The sequence below is a fragment of the Streptomyces sp. NPDC045287 genome (genome assembly GCF_056432325.1).
This window is the reverse complement of sequence record NZ_JBWKJG010000006.1, coordinates 43025-58445: the sequence shown is the minus strand read 5'-3', so window position 1 is coordinate 58445 and position 15421 is coordinate 43025. Positions and strand designations below refer to the sequence as shown.

Below are 15421 nucleotides of genomic sequence, written 5' to 3'. Positions count from 1 at the left end.
CCGTGCCCCGACCGCACCCGCTACCTCCACCGGAACTTCGGCGCGCGGTTTTTCGACGGGTTCACGCGGGGGCCCGGTTTGGCCACCCGACAGGCCAAGCCGCGCCGCGATCTACCGAGCCGAAATCGTCATCGCCGCCATCATGATCTGGCTCCGCTCGTGATCAAAGGCATCTCCGACTGCCGCCCATACCGTCCCCGGTGTACCAGGAGCTGGGCGTGATGAGACGAAAACGGGTTGCTACTGGGGCACATGATCGGTTTGGGTCCTTGCTCGTGACTGCCTTGAACGATCTCGTCCGCCCGGACCGCTATCCGCGTTCATCTCGCTATGACCCCGCCTGGTTGCTCGACCTCGACATGGGGCCGAACCCGCTGTGGATGCTGGAAGACCTCACCCACGATCTCGACCTGCGCCCAGGTATGCGGGTTCTCGACCTCGGCTCCGGCAAGGGCGCCACGTCGGTGTTCCTGGTCCGTGAGTATGGGGTCGAGGTAGTCGCCGCTGACCTGTGGATTGCCCCCGAACAGGCGGCAGCCGTCTTCGCCGAGGCGGGTGTCGGCGACCAGGTGAAGGCCGTACGAGCAGAGGCGCACACCTTGCCGTTCGAGGAGCAGAGCTTCGACGCGATCGTAAGCGTGGACGCCTTCGAGTACTTCGGTACGGCGGACAGTTACCTGCCCTACCTGCTGCGGTTCCTCCGACCTGGCGGACAGCTGGGCATGGCGACCCCGGCTATGACACGGGAGGTCCGCGAGCTCGGGATGATCCCGCCCCACATCAAGGAAGTGGTCGGCTGGGAAGCGATCGCCTGGCACACGGCGGAGTGGTGGCGCTTCCAGTGGGAAATCACCGAGTTGGTGAAGGTCACGTCCGCGCGACTGCAGCAAGATGCTTGGCAGGACTGGCTGCTCTGGGCCCGGGCAGGCGCTGAACACCGCCCCGACGGCCAGAGCGCGAACCAACCCGTCATCGACATGCTCACCACAGACCACGGAGAGTTCCTCTCCTTCGCTCTGGTAACCGCACATAAGAACTGAGCAGACGCCGTGCCAGTAGACGTTCTGTCTCTCCGATCGTGATCGGAGAGACAGAACCCAACGAGCTCGTTAGTCGTGCGCGTGGCCGTGGTGCTCGCCGTGGCCGGCGCGGTCTGCGTGGTCGTGGCCGCCGTGGTCGTGGACCGTGTTCGTCGCGGCGATCTTGGACCAGGACTTCGGCGGGGCCGCCGGGGCCGCCGCCGTACGGGCCGCCGTGGCCGCGGGGGCCGCCGGGACCTCCGGCTTCGACGGCTGGTACAGCCAGGTGTCGAACAGTCCGCCCAGCCGCTTGCCGGAGATCCGCTCCGCGTACGCGACGAAGTCCGCCACCTCCGCGTTGCCGTGCGCCCGCTCCGTCGGCCAGCCCTTCAGGACGCGGAAGAAGTCCTCGTCGCCCAGTTCGTTGCGCAGGGCCTGGAGCGCCAGCGCGCCCCGGTCGTAGACGGCGATGTGGAACTGGTTCTCCGGGCCGGGGTCACCCGGCTTGACCGTCCAGAACGGGTCGTCGTCCGGGTGCGAGGCGTACACCCAGTCCGCCAGCTCCTGCGCCGTGCCCTCGCCCTCGCGCTCGGACCACAGCCACTGGCTGTACCGGGCGAAGCCCTCGTTGATCCAGATGTCCTTCCAGCCCTTCACGGACACGCTGTCGCCGTACCACTGGTGGGCCAGCTCGTGGACGACGACCGACACGTTGGAGCCGTTCGCGAACTGGCGCGGGCTGTAGAACGGCCGCGTCTGCGTCTCCAGCGCGTACCCGCTGCGCACGTTCGGCACGTACCCGCCGAGCGCGTTGAACGGGTAGGGCCCGAAGACCTCCTCCAGCCACTCCGCGACCTCGACGGTCCGCTCGATGCTCGCGCGCGCCGCGCCGGCGTTCGCCCCGAGGTCCTTGCTGTAGGCGTTGAGGACGGGCAGTCCGCTCGCGGTCGTGTCGGTGGTGAGGTCGAACTTCCCGACCGCCAGCGTCGCCAGGTACGTCGCCTGCGGCTTGTCGGACCGCCAGTTGTAGCGGGTCCAGCCCAGCCGGGAGCTCTGCGACTGCAGCACGCCGTTGCTGATGGCCTGCGTGCCGTCCGGGACGGCGACGGAGACGTCGAAGGTCGCCTTGTCGAGCGGGTGGTCGTTGGACGGGAACCACCACGCGGCGGACTCCGGCTGCTGCGCGGCGACCCCGCCGTCCGGGGTGCGGTGCCACGCCGTCCACCCGCCGATCTCCACCTCGGACGGCTTGCCCGCGTACCGCACGACGACCGAAACCGGTCGGCCCTTCGGCAGCGGCACCGCCGGCGTGATCTCCAGTTCCTGGGCGCCCGACGCCCTGGAAGCGGCCTTCCGACCGTTCACCCGCACCTCCAGCGCCTTCAGGCCGAGGTCCAGGTTGAAGCGGGACAGGTTCTGCGTGGGGGTGGCGAGGATCGTCGCCGTCCCCTCCAGCAGGTCCGTCGACGGCTGGTACTTCAGCCGCAGGTCGTAGTGGGCGACGTCGTATCCGCCGTTGCCGCTGACCGGGTAGTAGGGGTCGCCGATGCCCGGTGCGCCCGGCACGAAGTCGGCGGCCGATGCCGGGATCGCCAGCAGCAGGGAGGCCGCGATCGCGCCCGGGACGATCAGTCTGCGGTGCACGTGTCTCTCTCCAAGTCGTCGGGAAGTGCGATGGTCTGAACGCTATTCAGCGCGGGCGCCGCTGTCGTGTCCACGGCACACACCGTCACACGATCGCCATCCGGCCGACATGGACCCCCCGGGCCCGTCCCGTCCCCTCTGCCGCTCTTGTCCCGCAAACGCCCTCTTCTGCGCGGCAGTCGACGGCAGTACCGTCCGCCCATGCCGATACGCACGCGGAGAACCCCCTCCCACGCTCCCGGCTCCGCCCGGGCGGGCGTGGCCCCCCTGCCGAGCAGGACCCTGGTGGTGGCGGCCGCGGCCGCCCTGATGTCCGTCCTCGTCCCGGCGGGCGGCGCCCAGGGCGCCCAGGGCCCCCGCCCCGACACGTCCCGGCCGGTCTACGCGTACGAGAACGCGATCCGCGAGTCCGTCTGGGTGGACACCGGCCTCGACGGCGACGGCGACGGCCGGACCGACCGGGTGGCCGCCGACGTCATCCGGCCCCGCGAGGCCGAGCGGCACGGCCGCAAGGTCCCCGTCATCATGGACGCCAGCCCGTACTACTCCTGTTGCGGACGCGGCAACGAGAGCCAGAAGAAGACCTACGACGCGAACGGCGACCCCGTCGGGTTCCCCCTCTTCTACGACAACTACTTCGTGCCCCGCGGCTACGCCTTCGTCGCCGTCGACCTGGCCGGAACCAACCGCTCCGACGGCTGCGTCGACGTCGGCGGCCCCTCCGACGTCCTGTCCGCGAAGGCCGTCGTCGACTGGCTGAACGGCCGCGCCCCCGCCTACACCACCCGCACCGGCACCACCCGCGCCCGCGCGCACTGGTCGACCGGCGCCACCGGCATGATCGGCAAGAGCTGGGACGGCACGGTCGCCAACGGCGTCGCAGCGACCGGCGTGGAGGGCCTGAAGACGATCGTGCCGATCGGCGCGATCTCCTCCTGGTACGACTACTACTTCAGCCAGGGCGCCCCCCTCTACGGCACCGGCCCCGACCGGCTGTCCCACCACGTCGGCAGCCCGGACGCCCGCGCCCGCTGCCAGGCCGTGCAGCGCCGCCTCGTCGAGGGCGCCCCGCGCTCCGGCGACCTGACCCCGCTGTGGGACGCGCGCGACTACGTGCCCGACGCCTCCCGCGTACGGGCCAGCGTCCTCGCCGTCCACGGCCTGCAGGACCTCAACGTGCGCACCGGCCACCTCGGCCGCTGGTGGCGGGCGCTCGCCGCGCACGGCGTCGAACGGAAGATCTGGCTCTCCCGGACGGGTCACGTCGACCCGTTCGACTTCCGCCGCGCCGCGTGGGTCCGCACCCTGCACCGCTGGTTCGACCACTATCTCCTCGGATACGACAACGGCGTCGAACGGGAACCCATGGCCGACATCGAACGCGCTCCCGACCGGTGGACCACCGACCGCACCTGGCCCCCGGCCGGCACCGCGACGACCACCCTGCGCCCCGCCCCCGGCCCCGCCCCCGGCGTCGGCGCGCTCGGGCTGCTGCCGGCCCCCGCGGGCGCCACCGAGACGTTCACCGACGACCCGTCACTCGGCGAACTCGACTGGGCCGCGCGGATCGACGCCCCGACAGGGGCCAAGGCCGGGTTCGCCACCCGTCCGCTCAGCCGCGACCTGCGGCTGGCCGGCTCCGCCACCGTGACCGTCACCGCCACCCCGACCACCGACAGCGCCCATCTGACGGCGGTCCTCGTCGACCTGGGCCCCGCCGTCATCCGCGACTACGCGGCACCCGGCGAAGGCATCACCACCCTCGACGAACGCACCTGCTGGGGCGCGAGCACCCCCGGTGACAGCGCCTGCTTCAAGGAGACCGGGGCCAAGACGGCGGACGTCGGCTTCGCCGTCGTCAGCCGGGGCTGGGCCGACCTCGGCACCTGGGCCGACCCGCGCCGGGGCCGCCCGCTCACCCCCGGCGAGCCGCACACGATCACCCTCGACCTGCACGCCACCGACCACGTCGTCCCGGCCGGGCACCGGCTCGCCCTGATCGTCGCGGGCACCGACGAGGACCTCGTCGAGGCCCCGCCCTCCACCCCGACGCTCACCCTCGACCTGGCCCGCACCCACGCCCGCGTCCCGGTCGTCGGCGGCCCCCTGGCGTACGCCCTGGCCACCTTCCCGCGCCCGCGGGCCGACGCGCGTGCCCCCCTCGCCGCAGGAGACGCCCCGCGTCCGCCGCGCGCCCAGCCGCCGACCCCCGGAGCCGCCCGATGAGCCTTCGCCTCCGAGCCCTGGCCGCCCTCGCCGCCTGCGCCACCGCCCTGACCCTGCCCGTCGCCCCGGCGCAGGCCGCCCCGGCCGGCCCGCAGCCGCCCCGGACCGGCTTCGAGACCAGTGGCGGCGCCCGCTGGACCGGCCTCGACGAGGAGCGGCGCTTCCTCGCCGCCGTCGACCGGGGCAGCGACCGGACGGCCACGACCACCCTCGGCTCCACCCGCCAGGGCCGCCCCCTCCACCTCGTCCGCGTCGGCGAGGGCTCCGCCGGGTCCACCACCACCGTCCTCCTCGTGTGCGGCCAGCACGGTGACGAGCCGTCGGGCCGCGAGGCGTGCCTCACCACCCTCCGCGACCTGGCCTACGCACGGGACGCGCGGACCCTCCGGTTCCTCGCGCGCACCACCGTCCTCGTCATCCCCACCGCCAACCCGGACGGCCGGGCCGCGCACACCCGCCACAACGCCGACGACGTCGACGTCAACCGCGACCACATCGCCCTGCGCACGGCGGAGGCCCGCGCCGTGGCCCGCGTCCTGCGCGACCACCGCCCCCACGTCGTCCTCGACCTGCACGAGTACAGCGGCACACCGCCGTACTACGTGAAGGACCTCCTCGCGCTGTGGCCCCGCAACCTCAACACCCACCCCGGCGTCCACCGCGAGGCGCGCACCCTCTCCGAGGCGTACGTCCGCCCCGCCGCCGAACGCGCGGGCTTCACCAGCGGCCTCTACGGCATCTGGACCGACCCCGTCACCGGCGAACCGGTCCGCCAGGTCGCCGGGGACGGGCAGGAGCGCATCCTGCGCAACACCACCGGCGTCAAGCACGCGGTCGGCCTCCTCGTCGAGACCCGCGAGGAACCGCTCACCGCCGCGGACCGCGACGACCCCGCCCGGAACAACCGGCGCCGCGTGGACACCCAACTCGCGGCTCTCGACGGGGCGTTCGCCCACGTCACCGAAGGGCGCGCGCGGATCGCGGCGGCCACCGCGGCGGCCCGGACCGCCGGATACGCCGACCGGGGCCCCGTCCTGCTGGGCGGCGCCGACAACGACCCCGCCGAACCCGCCGAAATCCTCCACGACCCGCCCTGCGGCTACCGCCTGGACCCCGCCCAGTACGCCGAGTGGGGCGACGAGCTGGCCCTGCACGGCGTCCGCGCCGTCCGGGACGGCTCCGGCGCCTTCGTCCCGCTGCGCCAGTCCCTGCGCGCCCTGGTCCCCCTCCTCCTCGACGCCCGCGCCGCCCACCCCCTCACCGCCGGGGAGCCCGTACGGCGCTGCTGAACGCCCCGCGCCCCCGGCGCGCACGACCCGTCCCGGGGTCCCGCGGGGAGGTCCACCGGCACGCCCGGCCGCCCCGGAACCCTCCGGCCGGCGCGCCCCCACCGCCCGGCCGGAGCGCCGCCGCCCCGGTCGGAGCCGGTCCCGCCGCCCGCGCCCGTCCGCCCGCCGCGCCGCGCCGCCGATGCGAAGACAGCCCGCAGACGCGAAGGCGACCCGCGCCTCCCCGCCCCGCCCCCGCCCGGCACGGCGAACGCCCCACGGGCGGGGCCCGGGCCGGTCCCCGGACGCGTCGAGGAGCGGATCCGACCGCGGTCCGCCGCGGCGGGCGGCGCCGTACCCGCGAACCACCGGGCCCCACCGGCGCCGGCGCGACCGGCGGGCGGAGGCGGGGGCGCCGCCGGGCTGCCCTAGGATCGGTCCCCTGATGACCGCAACCCTCGTCGCCAAGAACCTCGCCGCCGGACACGCCGAGCGCTCCCTCTTCTCCGGCCTCGACCTCGTCGTCGCCCCCGGCGACGTCGTCGGCCTCGTCGGAGTCAACGGCGCCGGCAAGTCGACCCTGCTCCGCGTCCTCGCCGGCCTGGACGCCGCCGAGGAGGGCGAGGTCCACCTGTCGCCGCGCACCGCCGCCGTCGGCCACCTCCCGCAGGAGCCCGAGCGGCGGCCCGGCGAGACCGTACGGGACTTCCTCGCCCGCCGCACGGGCGTCGCCGGGGCGCAGGCGGCGATGGACGCGGCGACGCAGGGGCTCGTCGACGGGACGCCCGGCGCCGACGACGCGTACGCCACCGCCCTGGAGCGCTGGCTCGCCCTGGGCGGCGCCGACCTCGACGACCGGGCCGGGGAGACCACCGCGTCGCTCGGGCTCACCGTCGGCCTCGACCAGCCGATGACCGCCCTCTCCGGCGGTCAGGCGGCCCGCGCCGGACTCGCCTCGCTGCTCCTCTCCCGCTACGACGTGTTCCTCCTCGACGAGCCGACCAACGACCTCGACCTGGACGGACTGGAGCGGCTGGAGACCTTCGTGCGGGGCCTGCGCGCCGGGACCGTCGTCATCAGCCACGACCGCGAGTTCCTCGCCCGCACCGTCACCAAGGTCCTCGAACTCGACCTCGCCCAGCACCGGACGACCCTGTACGGCGGCGGCTACGACGCGTACCTGGAGGAGCGCGAGCGGGCCCGCCGGCACCTGCGCGAGGACTACGAGGAGTACGCCGACAAGAAGGCCGCCCTGGAGGGCCGCGCCCAGATGCAGCGCTCCTGGATGGACAAGGGCGTCAAGAACGCCCGCCGCAAGGCCGGCGACAACGACAAGATCGGCCGCAAGTTCCGCAGCGAGGCCAGCGAGAAGCAGGCCGCCAAGGCGCGCCAGACCCAGCGGATGATCGAGCGGCTGGAGAGCGTCGAGGAGCCCCGCAAGGAGTGGGAGCTGCGCATGGAGATCGCCGCCGCGCCCCGCTCGGGCGCCGTCGTGGCGTCGCTGCGCGACGCCGAGGTCCGGCGCGGCGGCTTCGCCTTCGGCCCCGTGACCCTCCAGGTCGACTGGGCCGACCGGATCGCCGTCACCGGCGCCAACGGCGCGGGGAAGTCCACCCTCCTCGCCGCGCTCCTCGGCCGCCTCCCGCTGGACGCCGGCCACGCGGCGCTGGGCTCCGGCGTCGTCGTCGGCGAGGTCGACCAGGCGCGGCGGCTGTTCCACGGCGAGGAGACGCTGCTGGACGCCTTCTGCGCGGCCGTCCCCGACACCGAGCCGGCGGACGTGCGCACCCTGCTCGCCAAGTTCGGCCTCAAGGCCGCCCACGTCCTGCGTCCCGCGACGACGCTCTCACCGGGCGAGCGGACCCGCGCCGCCCTCGCCCTCCTCCAGGGCCGCGGAGTGAACCTCCTCGTCCTGGACGAGCCGACCAACCACCTGGACCTGCCGGCGATCGAGCAGTTGGAGTCCGCCCTCGACGCGTACACCGGGACGCTGCTCCTCGTCACCCACGACCGGCGCATGCTCGACACGGTCCGCGTGACCCGTCGCATCGAGGTCGCGGACGGCGCGGTCACGGAGGTCTGACCGGGACCGCCCCCGCGCGGGCGGTCCCCGCCGGGGCTAGGGGCGGTCCTCCGGCTCCTCGTACGCGTCGAACGTGCTGTACGCCTCGTCGTCGGGCGCGGCACCGCGGACGTGCTCCTCCTCCGGGGCGTTCCCGGCCCGCTCGGCCCGGTCGTCGCGCTCCTGTCCGCCGGCCGCGCGCCGTGCCTCCTCGTGGCGCCTGCGGACCTCTTCGGGCTTGTCTCCGATCTGGTTCACGGCCCTCTCCGTCTCCGTCGTCGGCTCCGTCGTCGGACGGTCTGGTGACCCGGCCAGCCTCACACGGCCCGCCCGCGCCCGCACGTCGGCGCCGGAACGCGCCCGGGGCGGGCGGGGAGACCCCCCGCCCGCCCCGGCGCGGCTCCGGGCCGGACTCAGCGGCGGCCCCGGCCCCCGCCGGAGCCGCCGTCCAGCAGCCCCGCCTTGCGCAGGGCGTCCGCCATCGCGCCGTTGGCGGCCGGCGGCGCCTGCCGGTCGCCGCCGCGGCCGCCGCGCCGGTCCTGGCCGCCCCCGCCCTGGCGCTGCTGCGGCGGACGGGCACCGCGCTCGCGGCGCTGCCGGCCCTCGGCGGGCCGGCCGGCCGCCGCCTCGTCGTCCAGGCGCAGCGTCAGCGAGATCCGCTTGCGCGGCACGTCGACGTCGAGCACCTTCACCTTCACCACGTCACCCGGCTTCACCACCTCGCGCGGGTCCTTCACGAAGTTCCGCGACATGGCGGACACGTGCACCAGGCCGTCCTGGTGGACGCCGACGTCCACGAACGCGCCGAACGCCGCCACGTTGGTGACGACGCCTTCCAGCACCATCCCGGCCGCCAGGTCGCCGATCTTCTCGACGCCCTCCTTGAAGGTGGCCGTGCGGAACGCCGGACGCGGGTCGCGGCCCGGCTTCTCCAGCTCCCGCAGGATGTCCGTGACGGTCGGCAGGCCGAACTTCTCGTCGACGAAGTCCTCCGGGCGCAGCGACCGCAGCACCCCCGTGTCGCCGATCAGCGCCGCGACCTCGCCGCCCGTCGCCTTCACCATCCGCCGCACCACCGGGTACGCCTCCGGGTGCACCGCCGACGCGTCGAGCGGGTCGTCGCCGCCGCGGATCCGCAGGAAGCCGGCGCACTGCTCGTACGCCTTCGGGCCGAGGCGCGGCACGTCCTTCAGCGCCTTCCGCGACCGGAAGGGCCCGTTGGCGTCCCGGTGGGCCACGATGTTCTCGGCCAGCCCGGCGCCGATGCCCGACACGCGCGAAAGGAGCGGCGCGGAGGCCGTGTTGACGTCGACGCCGACCCCGTTCACACAGTCCTCGACGACCGCGTCCAGCGACCGGGACAGCTTCACCTCGGACAGGTCGTGCTGGTATTGGCCGACCCCGATCGACTTCGGGTCGATCTTCACCAGCTCCGCGAGCGGGTCCTGGAGCCGCCGCGCGATCGACACCGCGCCGCGCAGCGACACGTCGAGCCCGGGCAGCTCCTGCGAGGCGAACGCCGACGCCGAGTACACCGAGGCGCCCGCCTCCGACACCATCACCTTCGTCAGCCCCAGCTCGGGATGGCGGGCGATGAGGTCCGCGGCGAGCTTGTCCGTCTCGCGCGACGCCGTGCCGTTGCCGACGGCGACGAGCTCCACGGCGTGCTCCTTCGCCAGCCGCGCCAGCGTCGCCAGCGACGCGTCCCACTTGTTCTGCGGCACGTGCGGGTGGATCGTGTCCGTCGCGACGACCTTGCCGGTCGCGTCGACGACGGCGACCTTGACGCCCGTACGGTAGCCGGGGTCGAGGCCCAGGGTCGCCCGCGTCCCGGCGGGCGCGGCCAGCAGCAGGTCCCGCAGGTTCGCGGCGAACACCCGGACGGCCTCGTCCTCGGCCGCCGTGCGCAGCCGCAGCCGCAGGTCGATGCCGAGGTGCACCAGGATGCGGGTGCGCCACGCCCAGCGGACCGTGTCCGCCAGCCACTTGTCGGCCGGCCGGCCCCGGTCGGCGATCCCGAACCGCCGGGCGATCGTCCCCTCGTACGTGGACGGGCCCTCGACCGGCTCCTCCGGCTCCAGGACCAGCTCCAGCACGTCCTCCTTCTCGCCGCGCAGCATCGCCAGCACGCGGTGCGAGGGCAACCGGGTGAACGGCTCCGCGAAGTCGAAGTAGTCGGCGAACTTGGCGCCGGCCTCCTCCTTGCCCTCGCGGACCTTCGCCACCAGCCGGCCGCGCGTCCACATCCGTTCGCGCAACTCGCCGATCAGGTCCGCGTCCTCCGAGAACCGCTCGGTGAGGATCGCCCGCGCGCCCTCCAGCGCGGCCGCCGGGTCGGCGACGCCCCTGTCCGCGTCGACGAACGGGGCCGCCGCCGCCAGCGGCTCCACCGACGGGTCCGCGAGCAGCCCGTCCGCCAGCGGTTCGAGCCCGGCCTCCCGGGCGATCTGCGCCTTGGTGCGCCGCTTCGGCTTGAACGGCAGGTAGATGTCCTCCAGGCGGGCCTTCGTGTCGGCCTCCCGGATGCGCGCCTCCAGCTCCTCGGTCAGCTTGCCCTGCTCGCGCACGGAGTCGAGGATCGCGGCGCGCCGGTCCTCCAGCTCCCGCAGGTAGCGCAGCCGCTCCTCCAGGGTGCGCAGCTGCGCGTCGTCGAGCATCCCGGTCGCTTCCTTGCGGTAGCGCGCGATGAACGGCACGGTCGAGCCGCCGTCCAGCAGCTCCACGGCCGCTTTGACCTGCCGCTCCCGTACGCCGAGCTCCTCGGCGATCCTGCCTTCGATGGACGTCGTCACGGTGTGTCCCGACCCGCCTTCTCGTGCTTCCAGGTTGCGCTCGCATTCTGCCTGTCCGGGGCCGGATGTGTCGCATGCGCGGCACGCCGGCCCGCGGGGCGCGCCCGGCCGGTGCCGGGCACGCCCCGCGGGCCCGGTCAGTTCCGCCCGGTGAGGTGGGGCGGGAACGCGCCGGCCGCGACCGCCGTCGCGAGGAAGCCCTTGGCCAGCTCGGTGAGCCGTTCGACACCGGCCGCGCCGAGGTGGGCGTACGGCGCCGCGTCCAGCCGGTCCGTGTGGTCCTCCACCTCCTCGCGCAGCGCGGCGCCCGCCTCGGTGAGCGCGCCCTCCCCGTCCATCAGCCCGCGCCCGCGCAGGCGCTCCACGGCGGCGTCCCAGTCGGACTGCTGCCAGCCGCGGGAGGCGAGCACCCAGCGCGGCGCGATGCCCGTGCCGGTCGCGGTGTGGCTGACGACGGCCTCCAACGGGTCGAGCCCGGCGCTCAGCAGGGCGGCCAGGTGGGCGTCCCCGCGGTGCTCGCGCAGCAGCGTCGCCGCGTGCCAGTACGCCAGGTGCGGGGCGTCCGGCACGGGCAGGTCGGCGTGGGCGGCGTACAGCGGCCGGGCGTGCCGGGTGCACGCCTCCGTGGCGCGCAGGGCCAGCTCGGCGGCCTCCGCCATCCCGGCCGAGTCGGCGGCGTCGCCGAGCAGCCGCCGTACGGTCCGGTCGGCCGCGCGCAGCCGCGCCGCGAGCACGTCCGCCGGGGACGCGGCGTCCCACACGGCGGGCAGGTACCGGGCGATGAGGGCGTGGTTGAAGTTGTAGAAGGTGCCGGCGACCACCCCGGGGCCCACCGCGCCCATCGCGGCGGCGCGCCCCGCGAAGTAGGCGGCGTGCGGGTCGGTGACGCCGACCCCGGCGAGCTCCTCGCCGAACTCGGGGGAGAAGTAGACGGTCGAGTGGAAGAGGTTGACCGGGTGGTGGCAGCGGCGCACGGCCCGCGGCGGGAGAGTCGTCGGTGTCGTCATGCCCCACACGTTACCGACTGGTCGGTACGGTTCGAAGGGGTCGGTCAGCCCCGGTACGCGAAACGCGGCCGCCGCCGCTCCAGGAACGCGGCGACGCCCTCGGCCCGGTCACCGCTCGCGCGCGCCTCCTCCTCCCAGTGCGCGTCCCGGTCGGTCAGCCCGGCGGCGAACTCCTTCGCGGCGGCCTGCGTCAGCGGCGACCGCGACAGCAGCACCCGGACGAACGCGTCGACCCGCGCGTCCAGCTCCCCGGCCGGCAGCACCTCGTCGACCAGGCCCGTGCGCAGCGCCCGCTCGTCGTCGATCAGCTCCGCGGAGAACAGCAGGTACTTCGCGGTGGCCGGCCCGACGAGGGAGACCAGCCGCCGGGTGGACGAGGAGGGGTAGACGATGCCCAGGCGCGCCGGCGTCACCCCGAACCGGGCACCCGCCTCCGCGAACCGCAGGTCGCAGGCGGCGGCGAGCTGGCAGCCGCCGCCCACGCAGTAGCCGCGCACGGCGGCGAGCGTCGGCCGGGGGAAGGCGGCCAGGGCCTCCTCGGCGCGGACGGCCAGCGACTGCTGGCGGTCGTCCGGCTCGTGCAGCGTCGAGATGTCGGCCCCGGCGCAGAACGTGTCGCCCTCGCCCGTCAGCACCAGCGCCCGTACGTCCCGGTCGGCGGCGAGCTCCTCCAGCAGCTCCGGCAGGGCCCGCCACATGGCGGCGGTCATGGCGTTGCGCTTGGCCGGATTGCTGATGACGACGGTCGCGACCCCGCCCGTGACGCGGTGCTCCAGCTGCGGCTCCATGCGCCGGATGCTATCCGGGGCCGCCGCGCGCGGCCGGGGGAGGGGGCGCCGCGGCCTCGGCCGGCCCGCGGGCGTCCGGCCGGCCCGCGGGCCTCCGGCGCGGTCCGAGCGGAGGAGCGGACGGCACCCCGGCGCCCGCGAGCGGACGCCCCCGGCCGCGTACGGCCGGGGGAGCGCCACCGGGGTCGTCCGGCGTCGGGGCTACCAGCCCCCGGCCGCCCCCGTCAGCTCCTTGATGGCCGGCCGGGCCGCGTCGAGGACGGTCGTGAACCAGGCGGAGAACGGCGCCGACGCGTGCCGCTCGGCCAGCTCCGCCGCCGTCACGAACGCGGTCTCCTCCACCTCTTCCGGGTCCGGCCGCGGCGGAGCCTGCACCATCCCCACGAAGAGGTGGTTGTACTCCTGCTCCACCAGGCCCGACGCCGGGTCCGGGTGGTTGTAGCGGACGGTCCCCGCCTCGGCCATCAGCGACGGCGACACCCCCAGTTCCTCGGAGACCCGCCGCGCGGCCGCCGCGAACGGCGCCTCGCCCGGGTACGGGTGCCCGCAGCAGGTGTTCGACCAGACGCCCGGCGAGTGGTACTTGCCGAGCGCCCGGCGCTGGAGCAGCAGCCGCCCCTCCTCGTCGAAGAGGAACACCGAGAACGCCCGGTGCAGCCGACCGGGCGCCTGGTGTGCCGAGAGCTTTTCGGCGGTGCCGATGGTGCTGCCGTTCTCGTCGACCAGCTCAAGCATGATCGACGGTGCGGCTCCGTCCGGCGAGCTGTGCGCCGCGGTGGCAGGTGTGGTCGGCATAACCATCCTTCGCATCGGTTCTCGGCCCTGTGGGGCAATCCTCAGTCTGCCGTACGGAAGCCGCTCGCCGGCGCACTGCTCCCGCGCCCGCCCGGCCGAACGCGGCCCCGCGGTTCAGACGCCGAACGCGGGCGGATAGGTGATCGTGCCCGCGGGCGCGTCGCCCCGGGCGTCCAGCCGGAGCGCCATCATCGCCTCGTCCGGCACGTCGAAGGACGCCCGGATCCCGTACCGCGAAGCCGGGACGAAACCGAAGCGCGGGTAGTACTCCGGATGGCCGAGCACCAGCACCAGCGGCTCCCCGGCCAGCCGCGCCGCGTCGAGGACCGCCCGTACGACGGCCCGGCCGGCGCCGCGCCGCTGGTGCTCCGGGGCGACCGCCACGGGGGCCAGCGCCGCGGCCGGGGCGTCCCCGACGCGGCAGCGGGTGATCAGCGCGTACGCCGCGACGGAGCCGTCCGGCGCCTCGGCGACGTACGACAGGCCCGGCAGCCAGGCGTCCGGGTCGGCGCGCAGCGCGTCGACGAGATCCGCCTCCGCGGAGGTGCCAAAGGCCGCCGCGTTCACCGCGTGCACGGAGGCGCGGTCGGCGTCCGTCTCGGGACGGGTCCGCCAGCGGGGCGGGGAAGCGGGGGAAGAGGAGAGGGAGGGAGAGGTGGTCTGAGCGAAGTCGTCGTGGGACAACGTGGAAACCCTTGGAGTGAGCGGGTCCCCGGACTGTCGTGTCAGCCGGACACCCGGGAGCCGAAGTGGACACGGAGCTCGTCGCCGCCGAGGGCGGCGCTGACCGCTGCGGTCATCGATCTCAGCTCCTCTCCCGGATCCGGTGGGGTGTCTCCCGGCCGCAGCCTAACAGCCGGGTGGTCAGTGGCACAGGCCCGCCTCGTGCGCCGCGTGCCCGCTCGGCTCCAGCTGGAACGTGCAGTGCTCCACGTCGAAGTGGCCGACCAGGCACTCCTGGAGGTCGTGCAGCATCTTCTCGTGGCCCGCCCCGTCCAGCACGCTCGGCTCCACGACCACGTGCGCCGACAGCACCGGCATCCCCGAGGTGATCGTCCAGGCGTGCAGGTCGTGGACGTCCTCCACCCCGGGCAGCGCCAGCAGGTGCGCCCGCACCTGCGTCATGTCCACGCCCTTCGGCGCCGCCTCCAGCAGCACGTCCAGCGTCTCCCGGAGCAGCTTCACCGTACGCGGGACGATCATCACGGCGATCGCCAGCGACGCGATCGGGTCCGCCGCCCACCACCCCGTGGCCAGGATCACCCCGGCGGCCACCAGCACCGTCACCGACCCCAGCGCGTCCGCCACCACCTCCAGGTAGGCGCCGCGCACGTTGAGGCTGTCCCTCTGCCCGCGCACCAGCAGCGACAGGGACACCATGTTCGCGACCAGGCCGACCAGGGCGAAGACGACCGTGAGCCCGCCCTTCGTCTCCACCGGCTCGACGAACCGCTGGACCGCCTCGAACAGGACGTACCCGCCGGCCCCCAGGAGCAGCAGGCAGTTCGCCAGCGCCGCCAGGATCTCGGCGCGGGCGTAGCCGTACGTGCGGTTCGCGGTGGCCGGGCGGTTCGCCACGTGGATGGCGAGGAGCGCCATGCCCAGGCCGACCGCGTCGGTCGCCATGTGCGTCGCGTCGGCGATCAGGGCGAGCGAGTCGGCGAGGACACCGCCGACGATCTCCACGGTCATCACGCAGAGTGTGATGGCGAGGGCCACGCGTAGCCGCCACCGGTGCGCGGCACCGGCCGTACCGGTCGGCGGCGGCCCTCCGTGCGTGTGCCCGTGGTTGTGCCCAGCCCCCATGAGGTCGCCTCCCG

At 74.6% G+C, this 15421-nt stretch carries 11 protein-coding genes and 1 pseudogene; 4 read left to right on the top strand and 8 right to left on the bottom strand.

The window, feature by feature from the left end:
* Window positions 1-275: 275 nt before the first annotated feature.
* Window positions 276-1040 (top strand): SAM-dependent methyltransferase, encoded by a 765-nt coding sequence (locus AC07D6_RS12250; RefSeq protein WP_479043631.1) that lies wholly within the window; start codon window positions 276-278, stop codon window positions 1038-1040.
* Between the two features lie 69 nt (window positions 1041-1109).
* Here the strand turns inward: AC07D6_RS12250 and AC07D6_RS12245 are convergent, their stop codons facing one another.
* Entirely contained in the window at window positions 1110-2663 is a 1554-nt protein-coding gene (locus tag AC07D6_RS12245) for a M1 family metallopeptidase (RefSeq protein WP_479043629.1), read from the bottom strand.
* A 201-nt stretch (window positions 2664-2864) separates the two neighbouring features.
* Between AC07D6_RS12245 and AC07D6_RS12240 the strand changes: the two genes are divergently transcribed.
* The 3 genes from AC07D6_RS12240 (at window position 2865) to AC07D6_RS12230 (ending at window position 8240) form a co-directional block, all read left to right on the top strand.
* Window positions 2865-4889 carry a Xaa-Pro dipeptidyl-peptidase gene (locus AC07D6_RS12240; protein ID WP_479043627.1) on the top strand — a complete coding sequence of 675 codons (2025 nt, stop codon included), beginning with the start codon at window positions 2865-2867 and terminating at the stop codon, window positions 4887-4889.
* Entirely contained in the window at window positions 4886-6178 is a 1293-nt protein-coding gene (locus AC07D6_RS12235; protein WP_479043625.1) for a M14 family metallopeptidase, read from the top strand. Before AC07D6_RS12240 ends, AC07D6_RS12235 begins: the two co-directional genes overlap by 4 nt.
* A gap of 424 nt (window positions 6179-6602) precedes the next feature.
* The gene (locus tag AC07D6_RS12230; RefSeq protein ID WP_479043622.1) at window positions 6603-8240 is read left to right on the top strand and encodes an ABC-F family ATP-binding cassette domain-containing protein; all 1638 of its coding nucleotides are present in this window, start codon (window positions 6603-6605) and stop codon (window positions 8238-8240) included.
* Between the two features lie 36 nt (window positions 8241-8276).
* On the opposite strand, the gene AC07D6_RS12225 is transcribed toward AC07D6_RS12230, so the two are convergent.
* The 7 genes and pseudogenes from AC07D6_RS12225 to AC07D6_RS12195 all read right to left on the bottom strand — a co-directional run bounded on the left by AC07D6_RS12225 (window position 8277) and on the right by AC07D6_RS12195 (window position 15407).
* Window positions 8277-8477, bottom strand: a complete 201-nt coding sequence (locus AC07D6_RS12225) for a hypothetical protein (protein ID WP_479043620.1) — start codon at window positions 8475-8477, stop codon at window positions 8277-8279.
* Window positions 8478-8632: 155 nt separating this feature from the next.
* Window positions 8633-11011: a Tex family protein gene (locus tag AC07D6_RS12220; protein WP_479043618.1), complete on the bottom strand. Its 2379-nt coding sequence runs from the start codon at window positions 11009-11011 to the stop codon at window positions 8633-8635.
* 137 nt (window positions 11012-11148) lie between these two features.
* Window positions 11149-12018 carry an SCO6745 family protein gene (locus tag AC07D6_RS12215; protein WP_315881159.1) on the bottom strand — a complete coding sequence of 290 codons (870 nt, stop codon included), beginning with the start codon at window positions 12016-12018 and terminating at the stop codon, window positions 11149-11151.
* Between the two features lie 44 nt (window positions 12019-12062).
* Window positions 12063-12806, bottom strand: a complete 744-nt coding sequence (locus AC07D6_RS12210; protein WP_479043615.1) for an enoyl-CoA hydratase/isomerase family protein — start codon at window positions 12804-12806, stop codon at window positions 12063-12065.
* Window positions 12807-13007: 201 nt separating this feature from the next.
* Window positions 13008-13601, bottom strand: a complete 594-nt coding sequence (idi, locus tag AC07D6_RS12205; RefSeq protein WP_315881157.1) for an isopentenyl-diphosphate Delta-isomerase — start codon at window positions 13599-13601, stop codon at window positions 13008-13010.
* 114 nt (window positions 13602-13715) lie between these two features.
* Window positions 13716-14222, bottom strand: a pseudogene (locus tag AC07D6_RS12200) (GNAT family N-acetyltransferase); the annotation flags it as partial.
* Between the two features lie 243 nt (window positions 14223-14465).
* Window positions 14466-15407, bottom strand: coding sequence for a cation diffusion facilitator family transporter (locus AC07D6_RS12195; RefSeq protein ID WP_479043612.1), 942 nt, complete (start codon window positions 15405-15407; stop codon window positions 14466-14468).
* Between the last annotated feature and the right edge of the window lie 14 nt (window positions 15408-15421).

What these genes read in the sequence shown, in the direction of transcription:
- AC07D6_RS12240 (WP_479043627.1), top strand. Translation starts at nt 2,865, where the DNA reads ATGCCGATACGCACGCGGAGAACCCCCTCCCACGCTCCCGGCTCCGCC.
- AC07D6_RS12235 (WP_479043625.1), top strand. Translation starts at nt 4,886, where the DNA reads ATGAGCCTTCGCCTCCGAGCCCTGGCCGCCCTCGCCGCCTGCGCCACC.
- AC07D6_RS12230 (WP_479043622.1), top strand. Translation starts at nt 6,603, where the DNA reads ATGACCGCAACCCTCGTCGCCAAGAACCTCGCCGCCGGACACGCCGAG.
- AC07D6_RS12215 (WP_315881159.1), bottom strand. Translation starts at nt 12,018, where the DNA reads ATGACGACACCGACGACTCTCCCGCCGCGGGCCGTGCGCCGCTGCCAC.
- AC07D6_RS12210 (WP_479043615.1), bottom strand. Translation starts at nt 12,806, where the DNA reads ATGGAGCCGCAGCTGGAGCACCGCGTCACGGGCGGGGTCGCGACCGTC.
- idi (WP_315881157.1), bottom strand. Translation starts at nt 13,601, where the DNA reads ATGCCGACCACACCTGCCACCGCGGCGCACAGCTCGCCGGACGGAGCC.
- AC07D6_RS12195 (WP_479043612.1), bottom strand. Translation starts at nt 15,407, where the DNA reads ATGGGGGCTGGGCACAACCACGGGCACACGCACGGAGGGCCGCCGCCG.